At 67.7% G+C, this 21,271-nt stretch carries 20 protein-coding genes; 9 read left to right on the top strand and 11 right to left on the bottom strand.

The features are described from left to right. Positions 1-20 precede the first annotated feature (20 nt). From BKA16_RS07335 to BKA16_RS07315, 5 genes are all read right to left on the bottom strand, one after another. Positions 21-1,295 (bottom strand): SAM-dependent methyltransferase, encoded by a 1,275-nt coding sequence (locus BKA16_RS07335; protein WP_183370048.1) that lies wholly within the window; start codon positions 1,293-1,295, stop codon positions 21-23. Further along, positions 1,292-2,038: a DUF1365 domain-containing protein gene (locus BKA16_RS07330; protein ID WP_183370047.1), complete on the bottom strand. Its 747-nt coding sequence runs from the start codon at positions 2,036-2,038 to the stop codon at positions 1,292-1,294. The genes BKA16_RS07335 and BKA16_RS07330 overlap by 4 nt, the downstream gene beginning before the upstream one ends. After that, complete coding sequence (locus BKA16_RS07325; RefSeq protein ID WP_343067313.1) at positions 2,035-3,357, bottom strand: NAD(P)/FAD-dependent oxidoreductase; 1,323 nt, start codon at positions 3,355-3,357, stop codon at positions 2,035-2,037. The genes BKA16_RS07330 and BKA16_RS07325 overlap by 4 nt, the downstream gene beginning before the upstream one ends. Before the next feature lie 67 nt (positions 3,358-3,424). Then, the gene (locus BKA16_RS07320) at positions 3,425-4,762 is read right to left on the bottom strand and encodes a TIGR01777 family oxidoreductase (protein ID WP_183370045.1); all 1,338 of its coding nucleotides are present in this window, start codon (positions 4,760-4,762) and stop codon (positions 3,425-3,427) included. A 114-nt stretch (positions 4,763-4,876) separates the two neighbouring features. Beyond that, positions 4,877-5,512 carry a fasciclin domain-containing protein gene (locus BKA16_RS07315; protein WP_246372114.1) on the bottom strand — a complete coding sequence of 212 codons (636 nt, stop codon included), beginning with the start codon at positions 5,510-5,512 and terminating at the stop codon, positions 4,877-4,879. On the opposite strand from BKA16_RS07315, the gene BKA16_RS23785 reads away from it, so the two are divergent. Both BKA16_RS23785 and BKA16_RS07310 read left to right on the top strand, forming a co-directional pair. Beyond that, positions 5,421-5,609, top strand: coding sequence for a hypothetical protein (locus BKA16_RS23785; RefSeq protein ID WP_246372563.1), 189 nt, complete (start codon positions 5,421-5,423; stop codon positions 5,607-5,609). The two genes, BKA16_RS07315 and BKA16_RS23785, sit on opposite strands and share 92 nt — an antisense overlap. 128 nt (positions 5,610-5,737) lie before the next feature. Continuing rightward, positions 5,738-7,498, top strand: a complete 1,761-nt coding sequence (locus BKA16_RS07310) for a cytochrome c biogenesis protein DipZ (protein ID WP_183370042.1) — start codon at positions 5,738-5,740, stop codon at positions 7,496-7,498. Positions 7,499-7,505: 7 nt separating this feature from the next. Here BKA16_RS07310 and BKA16_RS07305 read toward each other — a convergent pair whose 3' ends face one another. Next, the gene (locus tag BKA16_RS07305; protein ID WP_183370040.1) at positions 7,506-8,390 is read right to left on the bottom strand and encodes an exodeoxyribonuclease III; all 885 of its coding nucleotides are present in this window, start codon (positions 8,388-8,390) and stop codon (positions 7,506-7,508) included. 107 nt (positions 8,391-8,497) lie between these two features. On the opposite strand from BKA16_RS07305, the gene BKA16_RS07300 reads away from it, so the two are divergent. The 3 genes from BKA16_RS07300 to BKA16_RS07290 all read left to right on the top strand — a co-directional run bounded on the left by BKA16_RS07300 (position 8,498) and on the right by BKA16_RS07290 (position 12,855). Then, entirely contained in the window at positions 8,498-10,099 is a 1,602-nt protein-coding gene (locus BKA16_RS07300) for a helix-turn-helix domain-containing protein (RefSeq protein WP_183370039.1), read from the top strand. A gap of 120 nt (positions 10,100-10,219) precedes the next feature. After that, positions 10,220-11,713 carry an aldehyde dehydrogenase family protein gene (locus BKA16_RS07295; protein ID WP_183370038.1) on the top strand — a complete coding sequence of 498 codons (1,494 nt, stop codon included), beginning with the start codon at positions 10,220-10,222 and terminating at the stop codon, positions 11,711-11,713. 29 nt (positions 11,714-11,742) lie between these two features. After that, positions 11,743-12,855 (top strand): NDMA-dependent alcohol dehydrogenase, encoded by a 1,113-nt coding sequence (locus BKA16_RS07290; protein ID WP_183370036.1) that lies wholly within the window; start codon positions 11,743-11,745, stop codon positions 12,853-12,855. Positions 12,856-13,057: 202 nt separating this feature from the next. Here BKA16_RS07290 and BKA16_RS07285 read toward each other — a convergent pair whose 3' ends face one another. Genes BKA16_RS07285 through BKA16_RS07270 form a run of 4 tightly spaced genes read right to left on the bottom strand, consistent with a single transcriptional unit; the run spans position 13,058 to position 16,381 of the window. Continuing rightward, positions 13,058-13,630 carry a carboxymuconolactone decarboxylase family protein gene (locus BKA16_RS07285; RefSeq protein WP_183370035.1) on the bottom strand — a complete coding sequence of 191 codons (573 nt, stop codon included), beginning with the start codon at positions 13,628-13,630 and terminating at the stop codon, positions 13,058-13,060. Continuing rightward, on the bottom strand, positions 13,623-14,702 hold the full coding sequence (locus BKA16_RS07280) for a YncE family protein (protein WP_183370034.1): 1,080 nt from the start codon (positions 14,700-14,702) through the stop codon (positions 13,623-13,625). Before BKA16_RS07280 ends, BKA16_RS07285 begins: the two co-directional genes overlap by 8 nt. A gap of 4 nt (positions 14,703-14,706) precedes the next feature. Further along, complete coding sequence (locus BKA16_RS07275; RefSeq protein WP_183370033.1) at positions 14,707-14,991, bottom strand: YciI family protein; 285 nt, start codon at positions 14,989-14,991, stop codon at positions 14,707-14,709. A gap of 13 nt (positions 14,992-15,004) precedes the next feature. After that, positions 15,005-16,381: an NtaA/DmoA family FMN-dependent monooxygenase gene (locus BKA16_RS07270; RefSeq protein WP_183370031.1), complete on the bottom strand. Its 1,377-nt coding sequence runs from the start codon at positions 16,379-16,381 to the stop codon at positions 15,005-15,007. A 141-nt stretch (positions 16,382-16,522) separates the two neighbouring features. Between BKA16_RS07270 and BKA16_RS07265 the strand changes: the two genes are divergently transcribed. Then, on the top strand, positions 16,523-17,365 hold the full coding sequence (locus BKA16_RS07265) for a sugar phosphate isomerase/epimerase family protein (RefSeq protein WP_183370028.1): 843 nt from the start codon (positions 16,523-16,525) through the stop codon (positions 17,363-17,365). On the opposite strand, the gene BKA16_RS07260 is transcribed toward BKA16_RS07265, so the two are convergent. After that, complete coding sequence (locus BKA16_RS07260) at positions 17,331-18,068, bottom strand: IclR family transcriptional regulator (protein ID WP_183370027.1); 738 nt, start codon at positions 18,066-18,068, stop codon at positions 17,331-17,333. The two genes, BKA16_RS07265 and BKA16_RS07260, sit on opposite strands and share 35 nt — an antisense overlap. Before the next feature lie 141 nt (positions 18,069-18,209). Here BKA16_RS07260 and BKA16_RS07255 point away from each other — a divergent pair, with 141 nt between their 5' ends. Genes BKA16_RS07255 through BKA16_RS07245 form a run of 3 tightly spaced genes read left to right on the top strand, consistent with a single transcriptional unit; the run spans position 18,210 to position 21,198 of the window. After that, complete coding sequence (locus BKA16_RS07255) at positions 18,210-19,382, top strand: CaiB/BaiF CoA transferase family protein (RefSeq protein ID WP_183370025.1); 1,173 nt, start codon at positions 18,210-18,212, stop codon at positions 19,380-19,382. A 25-nt stretch (positions 19,383-19,407) separates the two neighbouring features. Further along, positions 19,408-20,667, top strand: coding sequence for a thiolase C-terminal domain-containing protein (locus BKA16_RS07250; RefSeq protein WP_221246767.1), 1,260 nt, complete (start codon positions 19,408-19,410; stop codon positions 20,665-20,667). A gap of 30 nt (positions 20,668-20,697) precedes the next feature. Continuing rightward, positions 20,698-21,198, top strand: a complete 501-nt coding sequence (locus BKA16_RS07245) for a flavin reductase family protein (RefSeq protein WP_382426702.1) — start codon at positions 20,698-20,700, stop codon at positions 21,196-21,198. The last annotated feature ends 73 nt before the right edge of the window (positions 21,199-21,271 follow it).

Genomic DNA, 21,271 nt, shown 5'->3' with positions numbered 1-21,271 from the left:
GAGGCCGCCGCCCGCCCCGATCATGGGCGCGCGGCCTTCACGAATCGGAGCTGCACCACGTCGAGGTAACCGGACGCGAAGCCCGCTTCGGAGTACGCGAGGTAGAACGTCCACATCCGCCGGAACGTCTCGTCGAAGCCCAACTCGGCGATCGCGTCCCAGTTGGTCTCGAAGCGTTCCCGCCAGAGCCGGAGGGTTCGCGCATAGTGCGCTCCGAACGCATCGGTCTCGTCGACGCGGAGCCCGGCGTCCGCCGCGGCGTCGCGCATCGCCTCGTACGACGGGATCTGGCCGCCGGGGAAGATGTACTTGTGCACCCAGGTGTAGGTTCGCGCGGACGCCAGCATTCGCTTGTGCGGCATCGTGATCGCTTGGATCGCGGCCCGTCCGCCGGGCGCCAGCAGTCGTTCGACCGTCGCGAAGTACACCGGCCAGTACTCCATGCCGACCGCTTCGATCATCTCCACCGACACCACCGCGTCGTACTCGCCGTCCACGGCCCGGTAGTCGAGCAGGTCCACCCGGATCCGGTCGTCGAGTCCGGCTTCCCGGGCTCGACGCCGCGCGTGGGACCGCTGTTCCTGTGAGAGGGTGATGGATCGCACCGTCGCACCGCGTCGGGCGGCTCGCAGGGCCAGTTCGCCCCAGCCGGTGCCGATCTCCAGCAGCCGCGTGCCCGGTCCGACATCGGCGTGGTCGAGCAGCCGGTCGATCTTGGCTCGTTGTGCGTCGGCGAGACCGTTCAGGTCGGCGCGGGCGAGATCGGCGGTCGATCCGAAGTGCGCACTCGAGTAGGTGAGCGTTTCATCGAGGAACGACGCGAACAACTCGTTGGACAGGTCGTAGTGCCGTGAGATGTTCGACCTCGTGTTGTCGACGGAGTTGGCCTCGTCGATCGGATGCGCAGGCAGGACCAGCGGACGGAGTCGCTGCAGCACGGATGGGATGAGCGTTCCGATCCGTTCTGCGAACGGGACCAGCACGCCGACGGGGTCGTCGGAGGTCCACTCGCCCGCCATGAACGACTCCCCCAGGCCGATCAGGCCGGACGTCCCGATGCGGCGAAAGAACGCGTCCGCGTGGACGATGGTCATTCGGGGCCGGTCGGGGCGCGTGGACGACACGCCGGCGCCCTCGACGTGGACGGGGAGGCCGCGGACGGCACGGCGGAACAGTGCGCGCGCGGCGGCTCCTCGGACGGCTGCCACCGTCGACGTCGGCGCGGGCGCGACGCCGGGACGTCGGGTGCGGTCGGACGGGGCGGTGGACGGTCGGTCGTCTCGGTCTACGGTCATCGGGCGGCCTCTCGGTCGGAGTCTCGGTGTCGGGGAACGATCGGCAGGCCTCGTGCCCACAGTCGGATTCCCTGGATACGGATGCGAAGCGCCACCAGCCAGGGGGCGAGCGGAGCGGACAGTTGAGCGCGCAGCACCGAGGGAACGGTCGCCGGGCGCGCGACACCCGACAGCGTCGCGGTGAAAGGCGGGTGGCCGTCGCGCTCGAGGACCACCGCGAGCGACACCGCGCCGTCGGGTGACGGCGCGGGCAGTCGGAGTCGGTACTCGCCGTTGACGTCGTTGAACGGGGACACGTAGAACGCCTTGTCCGCCGTCGCTCGACCGTCCTGGTCGGTGTGCACCACGTAGCAGTGCCGGCCGCCGTAGGTGTTGTGGACTTCGGCGACGACGTAGTCGAGCGCCCCGGACCGGTCATGGCACCAGAACACCGTCAACGGGTTGAACGTGTAGCCGCACACTCGCGGCGAGGTCAGCGCGAGGATCCGCCCGGTCGGCGCGTCGACGCCCTGAGCGCGGACGGCGTCGTGCAGGCGTTCGCGGATCGACTGCCCGGTGCGAGCGGCTGCGGTGAAATGGTCGGCGGGAACGAATCGGGCCAGGCCGCGCAGTCCGGTCGGCAGGAGCGGCAGGTCGTCGACGTCGACGAGCCACATCAGTCCGCGATAGGCGAACCGATGGTCGACGGGGGCGCGTCGGACATGCGAGATCCGGACCGGGACGATCCGAGCGGAGGTGTTCATGAGAACGCCTCGGCGAGCAGGTCGTCATCGGTCCGCCCCCACCGTCCGCCGAACCGACGTGCCGCGGCGGCGCCCGCGGCCGCACCGTCCTCGTGGAACCCCCACCCGTGGTACGCGCCGGCGAACGACATCCGCGCCGTATCGATCTCGGCGAGTCGACGCTGCGCGGCCACGGACTCCACGTCGTACACGGGATGCTCGTAACTCATCTCGGCGACGATCGTCCGCGGGTCCACCAGATCGGTCCGGCCCATGGTGACCAGGGCCCGCTCACCGGAGTCGGGCAACCGCATCAGTCGGGTGAGGTCGTAGGTCACCGCGACACCGTCACCGTCGGTCCGGATCTGGTAGTTCCACGATGCGCGGGCCCGCCGCGCACGCGGGAGCAGCGACTCGTCGGTGTGCAGGACTGCGTGTTTCGGCGAGTAGCCGATGGCCCCCAGCACGGTCCGCTGGGCGACGGTGGGCCGGTCGAGCATCGCGAGCGCCTGGTGGGGGTGCGTCGCGACGACCACCGCGTCGTAGACCTCCGTAGCGGCCGAGCTGCGGACGACGACGCCGTCGGCGGTCTCCCGCAGATCGAGCACCTCGGACGAGGTCCGTACCGCTCCGCCGGAGGCGACGACTCCGCGCGCGATCGCCTGCACGTACGTGTCCGAGCCACCGGTGACGGTCCGCCAGGCGGGCGACCCGAACACGGTGAGCATCCCGTGGTGGTCGAGGAAGGCGAACAGGTAGCGCGCCGGATAGTCGGCCGCGGTCGCGGCGTCGCACGACCACACCGCGGCGACGAGCGGCAACAGGAAGTTGTCCACGAAATACGACGACAGTCCGGCTGTCGCGACGAACCGGCTCAGCGGCACATCGTCGGCGGGTTCGTCGAGGACTCTCCGGGCCAGTCGGTGGAACCGACGCACCTGCGCGAGCAGTCGGAGGTGGCGGACGCTGACCACGTTGCGCGGGCTGGGGAACAGCCCGCGCACACCGAGCGCCCCCGCGTACTCCAGTCCGGTGACCATCGACGAGACCGACATCGACATGTCGGTCTCCTGCGTCGGCACGCCCAGTTCGGCGAAGAGTCGCAGCAGCGTCGGATACGTTCGGTCGTTGTGGACGATGAAGCCGGTGTCGACCTTGAGTACGCGTCCGTCCGACGTCGGCAGCAGCTGGGTGTGCGCGTGGCCGCCGAGGCGGGCATCGGCCTCGAGGACGGTGACGTCGTGCTCATGCGACAGCAGGTGCGCGGCGGTCAGACCGGCCACACCGCTGCCGACGACGGCGATGGAAGAACCTGGTGACAGTGCTTTCGGGGTACTCACATAAGGCGTTCGGAGCCGCACGTGAATCGGATGGGTCGCCATGCGCCCCCGGCCGCGGTCACTGGCGTCAGCGGCCGAGCTGGTGCCGCAGCGACGCGTTCAACGTCGGGTGCCGGAAGGTGTGGCCGAGGTCGCTCAGGACGCGGCAGTCGACCCGTTGGTCGGCGGTCGCGAGTTCCCGCGCGCCCTGCCGGCCCAGCAGCAGCGCGGGCCCGAACTCCGGCACCGGCAGAACGGCGGGACGGTGGAGCACCCGCCCGAGCGTCGTCGCGTAGTCCGCGGCGGTGGCCGGTTCGGGTGCGACGGCGTTGACCGGACCGTCGAGGCGGTCGTCGAACAGCGCGCGCAGGTAGACGTCGAGCAGATCGTCGAGGTCGATCCACGACAACCACTGTCGGCCGCTGCCCAGCCGGCCGCCGAGACCCGCCGTGTAGATCGGCCGTTGCAGGCGCAGCGTGCCCCCGAGCGGACTCTGCACGATGCCGGTTCGAACCTGAACGGTCCGCACACCGGACACCTGCGCAGCCCGTTCCCAGTCGTCGACGACACCGGCGAGGAAGCCGCGCCCCTTCGACGACGATTCGGTGAGCGTCTCGTGCGACCGGTCGTAGCCGTAGAACCCGATCGCCGACGCGCTGATGAAGACGCGGACGTCCGGGGTGGACGCCGCCAGTTCGGCCAGCCGCCGGGTCGGCTCGACGCGGGAGTCGCGGATCGCCGCGCAGTGATCGTCGGTGAAGCGGCCCGCGATCGGCGCACCCGCCAGATGCACGACGGCGTCGACGCCGTCGAACAGGTCCTCGGCCGGCGACGCCGGATCCCACGTCCGCTCGTCGTCGCGGTCTGCGCTGTGACGCACGAGACGGATCACCCGGTGTCCGCCGGTGGTGAGCAGCGCGCACAAGGCGGAGCCGACCATCCCGGACGCGCCGGACACGGCGATCACCGAGGACTCGAGCCCACCGGCACGCGCGGTGCGGTGGGCGGCCAGATCGTCGGCCGTCTGCCGATGCCGGAACTCGAAGGTGGACCGCAGCAGGCTCGCGGGCACCGCGGTGTGCACGCGGTCGATCACCTCGGTGCGCTCGCCGGGCATCTCGCGGAACTCGTGCACGTGTCGCCACGGACCCGCGAGCGCCGTGGGGACGCTTGCCGGGCCGGCGACGACGCGCTCGTCGACGAATCGGTACGGCGGCGAATAGTCGGCCGCCACGTGTCGGGCCTGCCAACGGAGGCCACCGGGGAGGCCGAGCACGGCGCGGCCCTGTGCCAGGGAGTCGGCCTCGGTGATCGCACGCATCGGCTGCCAGGGCGGCAACAGTCGACGCAGTGCTCCCGGCCGGGCGAACCAGCCGAAGACCTCGTCGATCGGAGCGTCGACGATACTCGTGAATTCAATGCCCATATCGCAAGCCTGCCGTCCTTCCGGGTTCCGCGCCACCGTCGAGGCGGCCGCTCCCGTGCTGGGAGTCGGCCGCCTGGACACAGCGTCCTGCTCGTCGGTTGTCTTCTTCGGCGACTACTCGGCGGCCGGAGGCATCAACACCTCGTCGATCAAGTAGACCGTCGCGTTCGCGGTCCGGACGCCGCCGCAGATCACGCTTGCATCGTTCACCTGGAGGTCGTTTCCGCTGCCGGTCACCTTCACCGTGTCGCCCTGCACGGTCTTGTGCTCGCCCGCGATCTTGTCGGGGGCGATCTGGCCGGGCACCACGTGGTAGGTGAGCAGCGACTTCAGAGCCGGTGCGTCGGTCTTGAGCATGTCGAGCGTCGCGGCCGGAACCTTCGCGAAGGCATCGTCGACCGGAGCGAACACGGTGAACTCGCCGCCGTTGAGCGTGTCGACGAGGTTGACGTCCGGGTTGAGCTTGCCCGACAGCGCCGAAGTGAGCGTGGTCAGGAGTGGGTTGTTCGACGCGGCGACCGCCACCGGCTCGGTGGACATCCCGGTGACCGAACCCGGTCCGGTCGGCACCTGCTTCGCGTAGTCGGCACACCCCGGTCCGACCAGGTCCGCTGCCGGATCGGCGGCACCCGTCGACGACATCGCGCTGGTGCTCGTCATGGCGGTGTTCGACGCGCTGGCCGAGCCGTCTGACGAGTCGTCGCTCGAGCAGGCGGTCATGGTCGCCGCCGCCGCGATGGCGAAGGTCATCGCCGTCATCTTCATCCCGGTGGTCTTCGTGATTCTCATCGGTCGGTCTCCCTCGTCGTGGATCTCCGGGCGGGCGCCAGGGGATCTTCTGCTGTGACATGAGCCATTCGGAACCGGTCTCGAATCGGATGGGTGCGGTTTCGAAAATTTCTTCACGGGCCGTCGACCTGGCGCTCCCCGGCCGACCGGACCCATCCGCGGCAGCGTCCGCGCCGAATGCCCGGCATGTACACCATCGTGCTCATCGGCTTCGTCGGCGGTCTGATAACCGGTATCTCTCCGTGCATCCTCCCGGTGCTCCCCGTCGTGTTCTTCTCCGGCGCACAGAACACCCGGGACGGGGCCTCCACCGATCCCGGCGACACGGAGTCCCCCGTCGAAGAATCCGACAGGCAGCGGCGACGGCGACGTCTGGTGGAAGGGAGCCGTCCGTACCGGGTGATCGGCGGCCTCGTCGTCAGTTTCGCCACCGTGACGCTGGTCGGTTCGAGCCTGCTGTCACTGCTGAAGCTGCCGCAGGACACATTTCGGTGGGCCGGCCTGATCGTTCTCACCGTCATCGGTGTCGGACTCATCTTTCCCGCGGTGGAGCATCTGCTGGAGAAGCCGTTCTCGCGGCTGCCCACCCGCTCAGTCGGTACCGGCAAGTCCGGTTTCACCCTCGGTCTGGCACTCGGCGTCCTCTACGTGCCGTGCGCCGGCCCCGTACTCGCGGCGATCGTGGTGGCGGGCGCCACCGGTTCGATCGGGATCGACACCGTGGCGCTTACGTTGTCGTTCGCCGTCGGCGCCGCCCTGCCCCTGTTGGTCTTCGCACTCGCCGGGCGACGGGTCGCCGAGCGGGTCGCGGGGTTCCGCAGGCATCAGCGCACGATCCGTATCGCGGGGGGCGTGGTGATGATCGCACTCGCCGTGGGTCTGGTGTTCAACGTGCCCGCGGCACTGCAGCGGGCGATCCCGGACTACACCGGGGCCCTGCAGAACTCGGTCGGTGGCACGGACGACTTGACCTCCGAACTCGACCTCGGCGGTATCGTCACCGATGAGAATCGAGAGCTGTCCAAGTGCACCGACGGCGCCGACCGGTTGCAGAGTTGCGGCACGGCTCCCCGCCTGAGCGGCATCAGCGAATGGTTCAACACCCCGGGCCGAGCCCCGCTGGAACTGTCTCAGCTGCACGGCAGGGTGGTGCTCATCGATTTCTGGGCGTACTCGTGCATCAACTGTCAACGCAGCATTCCGCACGTCGTCGACTGGTATGACCGGTACCGTGCCAGTGGGCTCGAGGTGATCGGCGTGCACACTCCCGAGTACGCCTTCGAGAAGGTGCCGTCGAACGTGCAGAAGGCCGCCGAAGACCTGCGCATCACATACCCCGTCGCCCTCGATCCGGCGTTCTCGACCTGGACCGCGTACCGCAACAGCTACTGGCCCGCGCAGTACCTCATCGACGCGTCGGGAACGGTCCGACACATCGAGTTCGGCGAGGGCGGGTACGCGAACTCCGAACGACTGATCCGCGAGTTGCTCACCCAGGCCCGGCCCGGCGCCACACTGCCCGCGCCCACCGAACGGAACGATACGACGCCGACCGAATCGACGACACCCGAGACGTACCTCGGAGTCGGGAAGGTGATCAACTACGACGGCCCCACCCCGTACGTGTCAGGGACCGGCGACTTCAGCTACCCCGCCGATCAACGGCCCGACACGTTCGCGCTCGACGGGCGCTGGGACCTCGACTATCAGGGGGCGACGGCGCGGGACGGCGCGTCCATCGGCCTCGACTTCCACGCGAAGGACGTGTACATCGTCGTCGGCGGCACCGGCAGCCTCACCGTCGAACGCGACGGTACGACGACGACGGTGCCGATCAGCGGGCCGCCCACGCTGCACAGGATCGTCGACAAGGACGACGGCGGCCGAGGACGTGTCGAGGTGTCGCCGACTCCGGGACTGCAGGTGTTCTCCTTCACCTACGGGTGAGAAGACCTCAGTCGGCGACGGTGTGCGGCAGCTTCACCGATCCGGCCGCGACCTCGGCCGGCCGCGACGGCGGCGGGACCACCGGGCCGACGTTCCCGTCGGGTGCGGTGTCGAGATCGACGAAGACCGGCGCGTGATCGCTCGGCTTGGTTCCCTTGCGCGCCTTGCGGTCCACCCACGACGCACATACGCGGTCGGCCACCGGTCCGCCGGCGAGGATCAGATCGATTCGCATGCCGAGGTCCTTGTGGAACATCCCCGCACGGTAGTCCCAGTACGAGAAGACGCGTTCGTTCGGCCACTGCGCCCGCATGGTGTCCCGCAGGCCGAGAGCTTCGAGCGCGGCGAGCGCGTTCCGCTCGGGCTCGGTGACGTGCGTGTGTCCGACGAACGCGGCCGGATCGAAGCAGTCCTGATCGGTCGGGATGATGTTGAAGTCGCCGCAGAGCATCGTCGCATCGGCCTCGTCGACGACCGATGTGCGCAGCGCCTCGAGCCAGGCGAGCTTGTAGTGGTAGTGATCGGCCCCGACCTCGCGGCCGTTCGGCACGTACAGCGAGTGGACACGCACGCCGTCGCAGACCGCGGAGATCGCGCGCCCCTCGGGGACGCCGTCGGCGTCCGGGAACCCGGGAGCACCGGGGAATGCGATGCGGACGTCGTCGAGCCCCACTCGACTGAGCAGCGCGACGCCGTTCCACTGTCCCTGTCCCGCGTGCGCGAACTCGTATCCGCGCGACGCGAGTTCGTCGCCGAGTTCGGCCGCGAACACCTCGTCGGACACCTTGGTCTCCTGCAGGCACACCACGTCGGGCTCACGCTCGTCGAGCCACGGCAGGAGGCGGGGCACACGCTGTCTCACCGAGTTGACGTTCCAGGTCGCTACACGCATGAGATCAACGGTATCGGGGGGCGGGCGGGTCTCACGAAGAGGGCGGACACTCGCGCAACGGACGGCAACCCCTACCCGGCTCGTGTAATCCATGCCACAGTGGGAGCGTGACCACCCGACTGCCTCACCGCGACGTGATCGCCGCATCGTGGCGGCGCGTGGCGTCGTCGGGGCTGCAGCACGACGACCGCCCGACGCCCGTGCTCTCCGACATCGCATCGTCCGATCCCCTCCTGGATGCGGCGCGTCCGGTGCTGGCGCGAGCCGCCGAGACGTTGAACGGCACCGAGACCGCACTGCTCCTGGTGGACAGCGACAGCCGGATGGTGGCGCGGGTGTCGGCGGACGCGACACTCGAACGCCGGCTCGAGGAGGCGGGCGCCGTCGACGGCGCCGCATTCGGTGAGAACTCGATGGGCACCACCGCACTCGGGACCACCGCCGAGGTACGCGGCGACGTCGTGATCAACAGCGCCGAGCACTATCTGGAGCAGTTCCGCTCGCTGAGCTGCTTCGGCCGGCCGATCGTCCACCCGGCGACTCGCCGCCTCGCTGGCATCATCTGCATGACCGAGGTCGCCGAACGGATCAACCCGCTGTCGGTCCCGTTGATCCGCGGACTCGTCGACGACATCGCCGACCGTCTGCTGAGCCGCTCGCACGCCGAACACCGCGCGGTGGTCGCCGCCTTCGAGCACGCGTCGGCGCGCCGGGACGTCGCCGTCGCCGCGGTGGGCGACGATCTGCAGCTCACCAACGCCCTCGCCGCGCAGGTGCTGGCCCCCGGCGACTTCGGGACGCTGCGGCTGCTGGTCGAGGAGCGGCGGGCACCGTCGACGATCACTCTCGTGTCCGGGGTGACCGCCGACATCCTGGTCGATCACGTGCCGGGCGTCCGGCACGCCGCGGTGTTCCGACTGAGGCCGCGGCAGGACGCCCCGCCGAGCACCTCGCTGACGTCCCCGACCTCCACCGCGACGACCGTCGCGATCTGCGGCGAGTCCGGGACCGGACGCACCGCACACGCCGCGACGATCACGGGACCCGACGACGCGGTCGTCATCGACGTCGCCGCCACGATCCTGGACGGTTCACCCGTCGACGTCGCCGCGGTCCTGCGCGGATCCCGGCTGTCCGGACGCGGCGTGGTGATCGACGGCGCCGACCTCCTCGACGAACGCGCGCTCCGCCTGCTGCACGCCGCCGTCGCCGTACGCGGCGCCACCGATCCGCCGATCGTCGTGGTGACCGGCCCGGCCGACTCGTTGTCGAGCCCCGTCGCCGCGCTCGCCGCCTGCTGTCGACGTCGGATCACCCTGCAACCACTGCGGCAGCGCACCACCGAGCTCGCGTCGATCGGCCAGGAAGTGCTGCAGCGCATCGACTCTCGTCTCGAGCTGCATTCCGACGCCGCCGATGCGCTGGTGTGTCAGGAATGGCCGGGCAACCTCACCGAACTCACGATCGTGCTCGGCCGGGCGGCCGAGTCGGCCATGCACCGCGGGTCCCGGGCGGTCGGCGTCGTCGATCTGCCCGAGGAGTATCGAGGCTCGACGCGCGCATCGAAGCTGATGGGCATGGAGCAGGCCGAACGGCAGGCGATCCTGGAGGCGCTCGAACACGCCGACGGCAACAAGTCGCACGCGGCGAAGTCGCTCGGCATCAGCCGCACGACGCTGTACGCGCGGATCCGGGCGCTCGGCATCTGAGCAGGCCTGTACAACCGCACTGTTCAGTTTCCGTACACGCGGCGCTCTGCGCGCTGTGGGAGAAATGACATACGCCAGACGTGGCGCACCTCACAACTCTCTCGCGTTAGGAAGCTGTAGATGACCACCATTGCTCCGGCTCTGCTCCCCGCAGTCGCCGACTTCGTCTCGACGGACCGCAAGATGCTGATCGGCGGACAGTGGGTCGACGCCGCATCGGGCCGCACGTTCGCCACCCAGGACCCGGCGACCGGTCAGGTGATCACCAACGTCGCCCACGGCGAGGCCGCCGACATCGATCGCGCCGTCGCCGCGGCCCGCGCCGCATACGAGGGCCCGTGGTCCCGGATGAAGCCGAATGAGCGCGAACGCCTCATCTGGCGAGTCGGCGACATCCTGAGCGAGCGCGCCGAGATCTTCGGACAGCTCGAAGCTCTCGACAACGGCAAGTCCGTGGCCATCGCGACCGCCGTCGACGTCGGCTGGTCCGCGGACGTGTGGCGGTACAACGCGGGGCTGGCGACCAAGATCAAGGGCTCGTCGATCACCCCGTCGATGCCGTTCGCACCGGACGCGCAGTTCCACGCGTACACCCGCCGCGAGTCGATCGGCGTGTGCGGCCAGATCGTTCCGTGGAACTTCCCGATCCTGATGGCCACGTGGAAGCTCGCACCGGCGTTGGCCGCGGGCAACACGGTCGTCCTCAAGCCGGCCGAGCAGACTCCGTTGAGCGCCCTGATGCTCGGCGAGGTCTTCGAAGAAGCCGGCTTCCCGCCCGGTGTGGTGAACATCGTTCCGGGCTTCGGTGACGCGGGTGCCGCTCTGTCGGCGCACATGGACGTCGACAAGGTCGCGTTCACCGGGTCCACCGAGGTCGGCAAGAAGATCGTGCAGGCATCGACCGGCAACTTGAAGAAGGTCACCCTCGAACTCGGCGGCAAGAGCCCCAACATCGTCTACAACGACGCCGACATCGAAGCCGCGGTCGCCGGTTCGGTGGCCGCGTGGATGTTCAACCACGGCCAGTGCTGTGTGGCCGGTACCCGGATGTTCGTCCAGCGCGACATCTTCGACGAGTTCACCCAGGCCGTCGCCGACGCCGCCGCCGCGTCGAAGATCGGGCCGGGACTCGACCCGACCACCGAGCTCGGACCCCTCGTCTCGCAGGAGCAGTTCGATCGCGTCAACGGCTACATCCAGCAGGGTCTGGCCGACGGCGCCCGCGCACTGACCGGCGGCAAGAGGTGGGGCGACGAGGGCTACTTCATCGAGCCGACGGTGTTCGTCGACGTCAAGCCCGAGTTCTCGATCGTCGAGGAGGAGATCTTCGGCCCCGTCGTCGCCGCGCTGCCGTTCGACGACGAGGACGACGTCGCGCGCGCCGCGAACAACTCCATCTACGGTCTGGCCGCGGGCATCTGGACCAAGGACCTCTCCAAGGCGCACCGCACCGCGGCCGCCGTCCAAGCCGGATCGGTGTGGGTCAACCAGTACAACGGGTTCGACACCGCCCTGCCGTTCGGTGGGTTCAAGCAGTCCGGCTGGGGCCGCGAACTCGGCGACTCCGCCATCGACCACTACACCCAGACCAAGTCCGTCAACATCGCGCTCTGACCCACCCGTACGACACAAGGAGACATTCTATGAAGACCAAAGCAGCAGTCCTCCTCGAAGCAGGCAGGCCGTTCGAGATCATGGAACTCGAGCTCGACGGCCCCGGTGCGGGCGAGGTGCTCATCAAGTACACGGCCGCCGGCCTGTGCCACTCGGACCTGCACCTGACCGACGGCGACCTGCCGCCCCGCTACCCCATCGTCGGCGGTCACGAGGGCTCCGGCATCATCCAGGAGGTCGGGCCGGGCGTCACCAAGGTGAAGCCGGGCGACCACGTGGTGTGCAGCTTCATCCCGAACTGCGGCACCTGTCGCTACTGCTCCACCGGCCGTCAGAACCTGTGTGACATGGGTGCGACGATCCTCGAGGGCTCCATGCCCGACGGCTCGTTCCGCTTCCACGGCGACGGGCAGGACTTCGGCGCGATGTGCATGCTCGGCACGTTCTCCGAGTACGCGACCATCTCGCAGCACTCGGTGGTCAAGGTCGACGACTGGCTGCCGTTGGAGACCGCGGTCCTCGTGGGCTGCGGCGTGCCCTCGGGTTGGGGCACCGCCGTCAACGCGGGCAACCTCCGCGCGGGCGACACCGCCGTCATCTACGGCATCGGCGGCCTCGGCATCAACGCCGTACAGGGCGCGGTCTCCGCGGGCTGCAAGTACGTCGTCGTCGTGGACCCGATCGAGATGAAGCGCAACGAGGCCCTCAAGTTCGGCGCCACCCACGCCTTCGCCACCGCGGAGGAGGCGCAGGAGAAGGTCACCGAACTGACCTGGGGCCAGGGCGCCGACGCCGCGCTCATTCTGGTCGGCACCGTCGACGTGCCCGTGGTGCAGGCCGCCACCGCCGTGATCGGCAAGGGCGGCAAGGTGGTCATCACCGGACTGGCCGACCCGACCAAGCTCACCGTCCAGGTGTCCGGCACCGACCTGACGCTCAATCAGAAGACGATCATGGGCACGCTGTTCGGTTCGATGAACCCGCAGTACGACATCGTCAAGCTGCTCCGCATGTACGACGCGGGCGAACTCAAGCTCGACGAACTGATCACCAAGCGATACTCGCTGGAGGACGTGAACCAGGGGTATGAGGACCTGCGGAACGGGTTGAACGTCCGTGGTGTGATCGACCACGCGGTGTAGGACCGCCCAAAGACTCCGCGGCCCCGTCCGGCGCTCTCCGCCCGACGGGGCCGCGGATTCCACTTCCGCAGAACGAGGCCACGAGCTCGCTGTGCGAATCGTCATCGACGGTCAAACTCAACAGCGGTGCGGATCTTTACCGGATACGGGTAAAGATCCGCACCGCCGTTGTGCCTCCAGCCTGTCGTGCCGGCGATCTCGATTACGCGCCGTCGACCGCCCTCGAACGCAGCAGCTCTTCCATGTCCGGCTCCGGCGCCACGCCGACGATGTTCATGAAGTCGCCGGCCGCCCGGTACAGGCAGATGAGCATCACCAGTTCCAGCGCCGCCGACTCGTCGGCGAAGACCTCTCGGACCCGTGTCCAGAGGTCGTCGGAGATCCGACCCGACTCGAGGATCTGGTCGGCGACCGCGCACAGCAACGCCGCGCGTTCGGGAAGCGCTGAGGGATCGCCGAGTGCGACGACCGCCTCGATCAGGTCGTCGTCGACACCGCAGGTCTGCGCGATCGGAATGTGCTGCGCCAGTTCGTATCGCGATCCGACGCGGGCCGCGACGCGGAGGATGCAGACCTCGCGGTCGTGATCAGGGACCTCGTTGAAGCGCATGAACACGCCCATCATGGCGTTGAAGCGCTTCAACAGCGTCGGATGCCACGCGAGTGTCAGGAACAGATTGCGGATCGTTCCGTCCGGCAGCGTCGGCGCCTTCGCAAGCAATGCGGCCTGCTCAGTGGTGGGTTCGCCGACCGGGCGAATCAGTGGCTCACCCATGCGGTGACACCGGGACGACGGCCATCCCGTGGGAGCCCCCCATCTTGGCTCCGACGTGCTGCTCGATGGTGTGGACGACGGCGCGGGCCGGGACGTCGACGACGGTGACGGTACCGCTCTTGAGGTTGGCGACGTACGCCGTCGCACCATCCGGTGAGAAGCGGATGGTGAACGGGAGTTCGCCCGCCTGGACCTGGAAACGCCGCGTCATCGTGTCGGCGTCGATCAGGTGCACCTGACCGGGAACCTCACCGGGATCCTCCTCGTCGGGCTCCGGGAACAGCATCTCGCTGACCATCACCGAACCGTCCGGCGCCACGCGTACCGCGCAGACGATGCCCTCGAAGTCGATCGAGCCGACGATCTCGTGGGTGGCCGCATCGATCTTGAGGAGTTGGGTCGGCGGATCGCCCTCCGCTGCGGGGAGCCGGTTCATCGCGCCCTGGCTGACGTTGTTGAGGACCTTCATGATCGGCGTGGCCACGTAGGCGAACCGGCCGTCGGGCGAGCAGTCGACCTCCTCGGTGCCGTGCGGTACCGGGATCGCGCCGACCACCTCCCGCGCGGCCAGATCGACCACGGAGACCTGAACGCCCTCCTTATGAGCCACGAACAGCCTCGACGCGTCCGGTGTCAGTCCGAGCCAATGGGAGTTGTTCGGCTCCAACGGAATCGAGTCGACCACGGTGCGCGTCTCTGGATCCACCACGACGACGCCGTTCCGTCCATCGACGCGTTCGACGCCGGTGTAGATCAGATCTCGTTCGACGTCGAACTCGACGTCGTGCGGCCCGTAGTACGGACGCAGGTCGATGACGTCGACGACCTTCCTGGCGTCGACATCGATCACCGACAGTTCGTGGGCGTGCTCCTGCCCCTTCTCCCCGTATCCGCCGGCACGGTACGTGTGCGTCAGGTAGAGCAGACGGCGCTTGTGGTCGAAGGCCATCTCATGCGGCTGCGCGATCAGGTCATCGATACGCGCGACCTCCTCGAACGTCTCCGTGTCGTAGAACTCCAGGTGCTGCCACATTGTGTTCGAGACCACGAGTTCACAGCGTTCGGTCGTCATTTGCTCAACATCCTTCCGCGAGACCGCTGGCCGGGTCGACGAGCCCGACGTGGAACGAGGTGTACTCGAACGACACCACCCCCGCCGCATGGAACGGGTCCGCCTCCATCAACCCCCGAGCCTGCTGCTGATCCTCGCCGTAGACCAGGATGACCGAGCCGCCGTCGCGCGGTCCCGACGCGAGTACGGCGCGACGATCGACGAGCGATCCCAAATAGGCCTTGTGCGCCGCGAAGAGCTCGCCCGACTTGTCGATGTCCGTGTGGTACTTCCCCAGTACGAGAATCACGTCGCCCGACCTCTCAGTACTGCCGCTTCTGTGCCGCCGGATGGTCCTCGGGCAGATGCGGCCCGTCACCGAACAGCCGCTCGCGGAACGTGCCCTCGCCGTACGCCGCCTTGTACCGGCCACGCTCCTGCAGAATCGGGATCACCTTGTCGATGAAGTTCTGCGTCGTCTCATGGTTGACGATGCGCGCGATGTTGAATCCGTCGATGTCGGTCTCGTCCATCCAGCTGATGAGTTCGTCGGCGACCTGCTCGGCCGATCCGACGAGCGCCAGGTTCGTGCCGTTCAAGGCTCGCGCTTCGAGTGCTTGACGCAGAGTGAGTTCGTTGTTTCGCGTCATCGCCTCCATGACCGACCGATTGCTGTCGTTCTCCTGGAACTCGATGCGCTCGTCGAGCGGGTACTGCGACAGGTCGATCCCCATCGCACCCGACAGCATCGCCATCAATCCCTCGGTGCTGGAGTACTGCAGATATTCGGCGTGTCGATCCTTCGCCGCCTGTTCGGTGTCATCGACGAACACTGAGATGCCCATGAAGAATTTGAGCGCTCGCGGGTCACGCCCGGAATCGGCTGCGACCTTGCGGAAGTCGGCGATATGCCCGGCCACGACCTCCTTCGACGTGCCGTTGATGTACACGCCTTCCGCATGGGCGGCCGCGAAGGCCTTGCCCCGACTCGATGTCCCGGCCTGGAAGAGGACCGGCGTGCGCTGCGGCGACGTCTCGGTGGCAGCGATCGCGGTGAACCGGTAGTGTTCGCCGTCCAATGAGACCGGTCGCACCTTGGCCGGATCCACGTACAGGGGTGCACTCTTGTCCCGGACGACGGCGCCCGCGTCCCACGACCCCTCCCATAACGAGTAGACGCCGTCGAGGAACTCGTCGGCGATGTCGTAGCGCGTATCGTGCGTCTCGAGTCCGTCGCGGCCCATCGCGATGGCACCGCTGGTCAGATAACTGGTGACGATGTTCCAGCCTAGTCGACCGTCGAGCATGTGATCGAGGGTGGAGAACCGACGCGCGAACTGATACGGCTGCTCGTAAGTGACGCTGCCGGTGACGGTGAAGCAGAGGTTCGTCGTCGCGTAGGCCATGGCGGGCAGCAGCACCGTCGGATCCAGACTCGGACCCTGGCAGCCGTTCTTCAGCGCCCCGTCGGCGCGCCCCTCGAATACGTCCGGGATGCCGTACACGTCGGCCAGGAAGAAGTTGTCGAACAGACCGCGTTCAAGCATCTTCGCGTACTCGACCCAATAGTCGATGGAGGTGTAACCGGTCGAGACGTCCCGCGGGTGCGTCCACAGACCGAATGCCTGGAAACTCGGATTGCACTGCTCCAGCATGTTCAGCCGGATCTCTTTCGCCTGCCCCGGCGTGCTGTCGGTCATAACACTCTCTCCCACTGAGACGATCGTTGAGTGATAGCCATCTATCATTGTATGGTTGTCGTACAGATCACACCATGCCATGCGGGACATGTCAACGCTGAGGAGAGACGCGTGCAACCATCGCTTTCATCCATCAACTGGATGACCTTCGATTCCCCGACGAGCCCTCCGTACAGCGCAATCGACTCCAGCGGTTTCCTGGAGGCAGCGACGGCAGTCGGATGCACACACATCGGGTGGGACACCCTGACGATCGCGTCCGACATCACCTCCGTGGCAGGCCGCGCACGGCTCGTCGAATCATCCGAGAATCTGGGCATGACCTGCACCGACATCGGCGTTCTACGAGTCGGTTCCGGTCGTGGCCGTCAGGACGCGGAGACACTGGCCGACCTCATCGGCCGGTTCGACGACGCCCCGGTCTGCAATGCGGTGATCGAAGATCCGGTCGACGACAGCGTCGTCGACGAGCTGAAGGCGTGCGCTGATCTGATCGCCGATGCGGGTTCGTACCTGTGCTTGGAATTCATGGCGTACGGGCCGCTGCCCAGACTCGACGCCGCGATGGACATCGTCGACCGGGTCGGCTGGGAGCGGTGTCGACTGCTTCTGGACAGCTGGCACCTGCTGCACAGCACCGACGACCACGCGTCGCTCATCGCACTCGTACACAGTCTGACCCCTGCGCAGATCGGGCTCGTTCAGGTCGCCGACGGCGTCGGATTCGCCCGAAGCACAGTCGATTTCGCCGATCGCAGCCGACTCGGCCGCCGATGCCCCGGCGATGGAGACCACCCATTGTCGGACATGACACGCGCGATCGCCGCAATCGGCTTCACCGGTCCGTTGAGTGCCGAAGTGCTGTCCTACGGTGCGGGTCGACCGACGCCTGCCACGGCCGCATCGGAGCTGTGGAAGTCCCTCGGCGACCTCACGACCGACGCCGGCGCTACGGCGCCGCGTGCCCAGGTCCGCCCGGAATGAGTCGCGCGATGTGTGCGGCGACGTCGATCATGTCGGCGGCGAGCCCCTCGGCCGCGTTCGACGAGAAGCGAAACATCGGCCCCGACACGCTGAGTACCGCCGCGGTCCGCCCCGCGTGCTCCACCGGCACCGAGATCGCGGTGATCCCCAACTTCTCGTTGACACCGACCGAATACCCGCGGGCACGGATCGAGGCCAGCCGCACAGCCAGCGCGTCGACGTCGTCGGGCGAGAGGTCGAGACGACCGACGGCCGCCGACGCCTCACCATCGACCTCGCCCGCCAGAAGGACCTCACCTCCCGTTGTGTCGACCAGCCCCTGGACGGACCCCGGATCGACGACCCGTCGCAGTTCGGCCTCGCTCTGGACGGCGGCGACGCAGACCCGCTGGTCTCCACTGCGAACGTGGAGCGACACGGTCTCGGCACAGCGATCCCGGAGGCCGGTCATCACCGGCACCGCTGCGGCGCCGAGATCGAATGAGCCCTGCCCCGCAGCTGCGAGATCGAAGATCCGCCAACCGATCTCGTACCGACTGGACTCGCCGCCGCGAACCAGGAGGCCTTCTTCGGCCAACTGGCGTGTCAGCCGGGCGACCGTTGAGAACGGCAGGTCCATCTGTGCGGCGATCTCCGCCGGGCTCGCAGCCCCGGTAGCCGCCACAATGTCCAGAATCGCCAACAACCGCTTCAGCGCTTGCATCACACCCTCCTCCGCGACACGACTGCTGCACGTCGCATCCCCGACAGTCGCGTGTGCGAGCCAGTCTGACATACGGACTCCGATCGGCCGGCAACCCTCACCTAACAATTCTCAACTCTCACCTATCGATTTGGAGCTCGAATGAGTCCGCTGTCAGACCTCCGCGTCGTCGAACTGGGGCATGCCCTCGCCGCACCGTTCGCTGGATCGCTTCTCGGCGACTTCGGTGCCGACATCATCAAGATCGAACAGCCCGAGGTCGGCGACAGCCTCCGCCGAATGGGCCCGCACCTGGAGCATTCGAGTGTGTGGTGGTCGGTCACCGGCCGCAACAAGCGGTCGATCTGCATCGACTTCAAAGATCCGGACGGACTCGCCGTCGTGCATCGACTGATCGCCGAGGCCGACATCCTCGTCGAGAACTTTCGTCCCGGAGTCCTCGACCGATCCGGGCTCGGTTGGGAGGAATTGCACGCCTTGAACCCCGGTCTGATCTACCTCAGCATCTCGGGATACGGACACCAGGGCCCCAACAGCAGCCGTCCGGGATTCGGCAAGATCGCCGAGGCGTTCAGTGGCGCCACTCATCTCACCGGTGCGGCCGACGCGACTCCGGTCCATCCCGGGTACTCGCTCGGCGACGCGACCACCGGATTGATGGGCGCGTACGGCGTGATGGTCGCGGTGCATGCTCGGGAGACCACCGGTCAGGGGCAGCACATCGACCTGGCGTTGTACGAGTCCCTGATGCGGATGATCGAATGGCAAGTGCCCCTGCGTGAGTTGCAGGGCTGGGAGGTCAGTCGCACCGGCAACCAGTTCCCGTTCGAGGACGCGTTCCTCACCGACATCTGCCGCACGCGCGACGGCCACAACATCGTGATCTCCGCCGCGACCTCGAAGTCGCTCGACGCGGTCCGCAGCCTCCTGCTGACCGACGGCGTGATCACCGACCCTGGGGCATCGCCTCAGGAGATGGCTCCTGCCCTGCGGGACTGGGTCGCCGCGCGGAGCCAGACCGAGGCCATGGAACGTCTCCGCGAGTTCGACGTCGTGGTCGGGCCGGTCCACACGTCCACCGACATCGTCGCCGACCCGCATATCGCCGCGCGCGAGAACCTCGTCACCGTCGCCGATGCGACGGGTACGCAGATCCCGATGCCGAACGTGATTCCAAGACTGGCCGACACACCGGGCGAGGTCCGGTGGGCGGGCGCACCGCTCGGTCACCAGACCGACGAGGTCCTGCGCGACGCCGCAGGCCTGTCCGCCGATGAGATCGCCGACCTTCGCCGGCGACGGATCGTGTCGTGAGCACTCGACGAGAAAGGAGCTCACTGTGATCGACGCCTATGTGATCGGCGCGTACTCGACGCCGTTCGGCAAGCATCCCGACCAGTCGTTCACCGACTTGGCCGATCAGGCCGTGCGCGGTGCTCTGCGCGACGCCGACCGACCGAATACGACCGACGGACCGGGCAGTGTCTGGTTCGGCAACATGATGATGGACCACTGGGGTCAGCGGAGTTCGCGCGGACACTTCACATTGCTACCGCTGATGGATGCGGGAGCGCTCCCCGGGGGCGTCGGCATCACCAACGTCGAGGGCGCGTGCGCGACCGGCTCGATGGCACTCCAAGGCGCGGTCAAAGACGTCCGCAGCGGCGAACACGCGCTGTCACTGGCGATCGGCGTCGAGAAGATCGTTCGACCTGACGCACCTCCGTCTGCGGTCTTCGACATGTACCGGGGAGCCGATAACTCGATGGATCCGAGTCGAACGCTCGCCGACTACGACGCCCTGATGGCCGGGCTCGGCCGCCGATTCGAGACCGGGCCCGACCGCACCATGTTCATGGACACCTACGCCGCACAGGCACTCGATCACATGGCGCGATACGGGACCACACGCAAGCAGTTCGCCGCGGTGGCCGCCAAGAATCACAACTATGCGGTGAACAATGCGCGAGCCCAGTACCGGTTCCCGATGACCGTCGACGAAGTCCTGGCCGACCGCCTCGTCACCGACCCCCTCACACGGTCGATGTGCGCGCCGGTCGGTGACGGCGCCGCTGCGGTCCTCGTCGCATCCGGGGACCTGCTCCGGCGGCTCCCCGCCGCCGTGCGGCGACGCGCGGTACGCATCGCGGCATCCACACTGACGAGTGGGACACACCGACGAGCCGACGAACCGGGGTTGAGTCATTACGCAGCTCGCGACGCTTACCGTCGCTCCGGCTTCGGCCCCGGCGACATCGATGTCGCCGAGGTCCACGACGCGACCGCGTACAGCGAGATCTTTCAGACCGAGATGATGGGATTCTGCGCCCGCGGCGAGGGAGGTCAGTTCGTCGAGTCCGGCGAGACCGGCCCCGGCGGCACGATTCCGATCAACACGTCCGGCGGGCTGCTGTCCAAAGGCCATCCGGTCGGTGCCAGCGGTCTGTCGATGATCACGGAGGTCACCGAGCAGCTCCGGGGCGAAGCGGGCCCTCGCCAGGTCCCCGGCGCGAGAGTCGGCCTCATCGAGAACGGCGGCGGAATCATGGGACTCGAGGAGGCCGCATGCGCAGTCACGATTCTGCACGCCGAAAACTGATACCGAGCCACGAACTCACTGGGAGAGACCGTGAACAATTCAGCTGACAGTTCGATGGTGCAGGCGTTTCGGGAAGTCATGGCTCACGTGTGCACGCCAGTCGCCGTCATCACCGCGATCGACGGCGACCGCGCGCATGGCACGACGGTGAGCGCCTTCTCGTCCCTGTCGATGAACCCGCCCATGATGATGGTGTCACTCGACCGCGCTTCCGACCTACTGGCCATCATCCGCCGGACGGGCGGATTCGGCGTGAATGTGCTCGCGCACCACCAGGACGCCGAGGCCCTGCGGTTCGCACGCAAAGGCGACGACGAGTTCGAAGGCATCGAGTGGACCACGACGTCGGGCGTCCCACGGCTCACCGAATCCTCAGGGTGGGTCGCCTGCCGCGCGGCGTCATTCGTCGACGGCGGCGACCACGTCGTCGTTTTCGGCGACATCGTCGACGCCGATCACGCGACCGCCGAGCCGCTCACCTATCACGCTCGGGCGTTCGGAACGCACGTGGCGGCAGATATCGCGCCGTGAGACAGGCGTTGTTCGCCTGACCGTCCGCACACCGGCGTCACCTCCCGATTCGGCTGACCACTCACTACCAAGT

Origin of the sequence: Gordonia humi, assembly GCF_014197435.1 — a bacterium.
GTDB classification, from domain to species: Bacteria; Actinomycetota; Actinomycetes; order Mycobacteriales; family Mycobacteriaceae; genus Gordonia; species Gordonia humi.
The sequence above is the reverse complement of the archived record's forward strand: the minus strand, read 5'-3'. Positions and strand labels throughout refer to the sequence as shown.

What these genes read in the sequence shown, in the direction of transcription:
- BKA16_RS07335 (WP_183370048.1), bottom strand. Translation starts at nt 1,295, where the DNA reads ATGACCGTAGACCGAGACGACCGACCGTCCACCGCCCCGTCCGACCGC.
- BKA16_RS07315 (WP_246372114.1), bottom strand. Translation starts at nt 5,512, where the DNA reads ATGACCTTCGCCATCGCGGCGGCGGCGACCATGACCGCCTGCTCGAGC.
- BKA16_RS07320 (WP_183370045.1), bottom strand. Translation starts at nt 4,762, where the DNA reads ATGGGCATTGAATTCACGAGTATCGTCGACGCTCCGATCGACGAGGTC.
- BKA16_RS07310 (WP_183370042.1), top strand. Translation starts at nt 5,738, where the DNA reads ATGTACACCATCGTGCTCATCGGCTTCGTCGGCGGTCTGATAACCGGT.
- BKA16_RS07285 (WP_183370035.1), bottom strand. Translation starts at nt 13,630, where the DNA reads ATGGGTGAGCCACTGATTCGCCCGGTCGGCGAACCCACCACTGAGCAG.
- BKA16_RS23785 (WP_246372563.1), top strand. Translation starts at nt 5,421, where the DNA reads ATGGCGGTGTTCGACGCGCTGGCCGAGCCGTCTGACGAGTCGTCGCTC.
- BKA16_RS07305 (WP_183370040.1), bottom strand. Translation starts at nt 8,390, where the DNA reads ATGCGTGTAGCGACCTGGAACGTCAACTCGGTGAGACAGCGTGTGCCC.
- BKA16_RS07260 (WP_183370027.1), bottom strand. Translation starts at nt 18,068, where the DNA reads ATGCAAGCGCTGAAGCGGTTGTTGGCGATTCTGGACATTGTGGCGGCT.
- BKA16_RS07255 (WP_183370025.1), top strand. Translation starts at nt 18,210, where the DNA reads ATGAGTCCGCTGTCAGACCTCCGCGTCGTCGAACTGGGGCATGCCCTC.
- BKA16_RS07290 (WP_183370036.1), top strand. Translation starts at nt 11,743, where the DNA reads ATGAAGACCAAAGCAGCAGTCCTCCTCGAAGCAGGCAGGCCGTTCGAG.
- BKA16_RS07270 (WP_183370031.1), bottom strand. Translation starts at nt 16,381, where the DNA reads ATGACCGACAGCACGCCGGGGCAGGCGAAAGAGATCCGGCTGAACATG.
- BKA16_RS07330 (WP_183370047.1), bottom strand. Translation starts at nt 2,038, where the DNA reads ATGAACACCTCCGCTCGGATCGTCCCGGTCCGGATCTCGCATGTCCGA.
- BKA16_RS07265 (WP_183370028.1), top strand. Translation starts at nt 16,523, where the DNA reads ATGACCTTCGATTCCCCGACGAGCCCTCCGTACAGCGCAATCGACTCC.
- BKA16_RS07295 (WP_183370038.1), top strand. Translation starts at nt 10,220, where the DNA reads ATGACCACCATTGCTCCGGCTCTGCTCCCCGCAGTCGCCGACTTCGTC.
- BKA16_RS07280 (WP_183370034.1), bottom strand. Translation starts at nt 14,702, where the DNA reads ATGACGACCGAACGCTGTGAACTCGTGGTCTCGAACACAATGTGGCAG.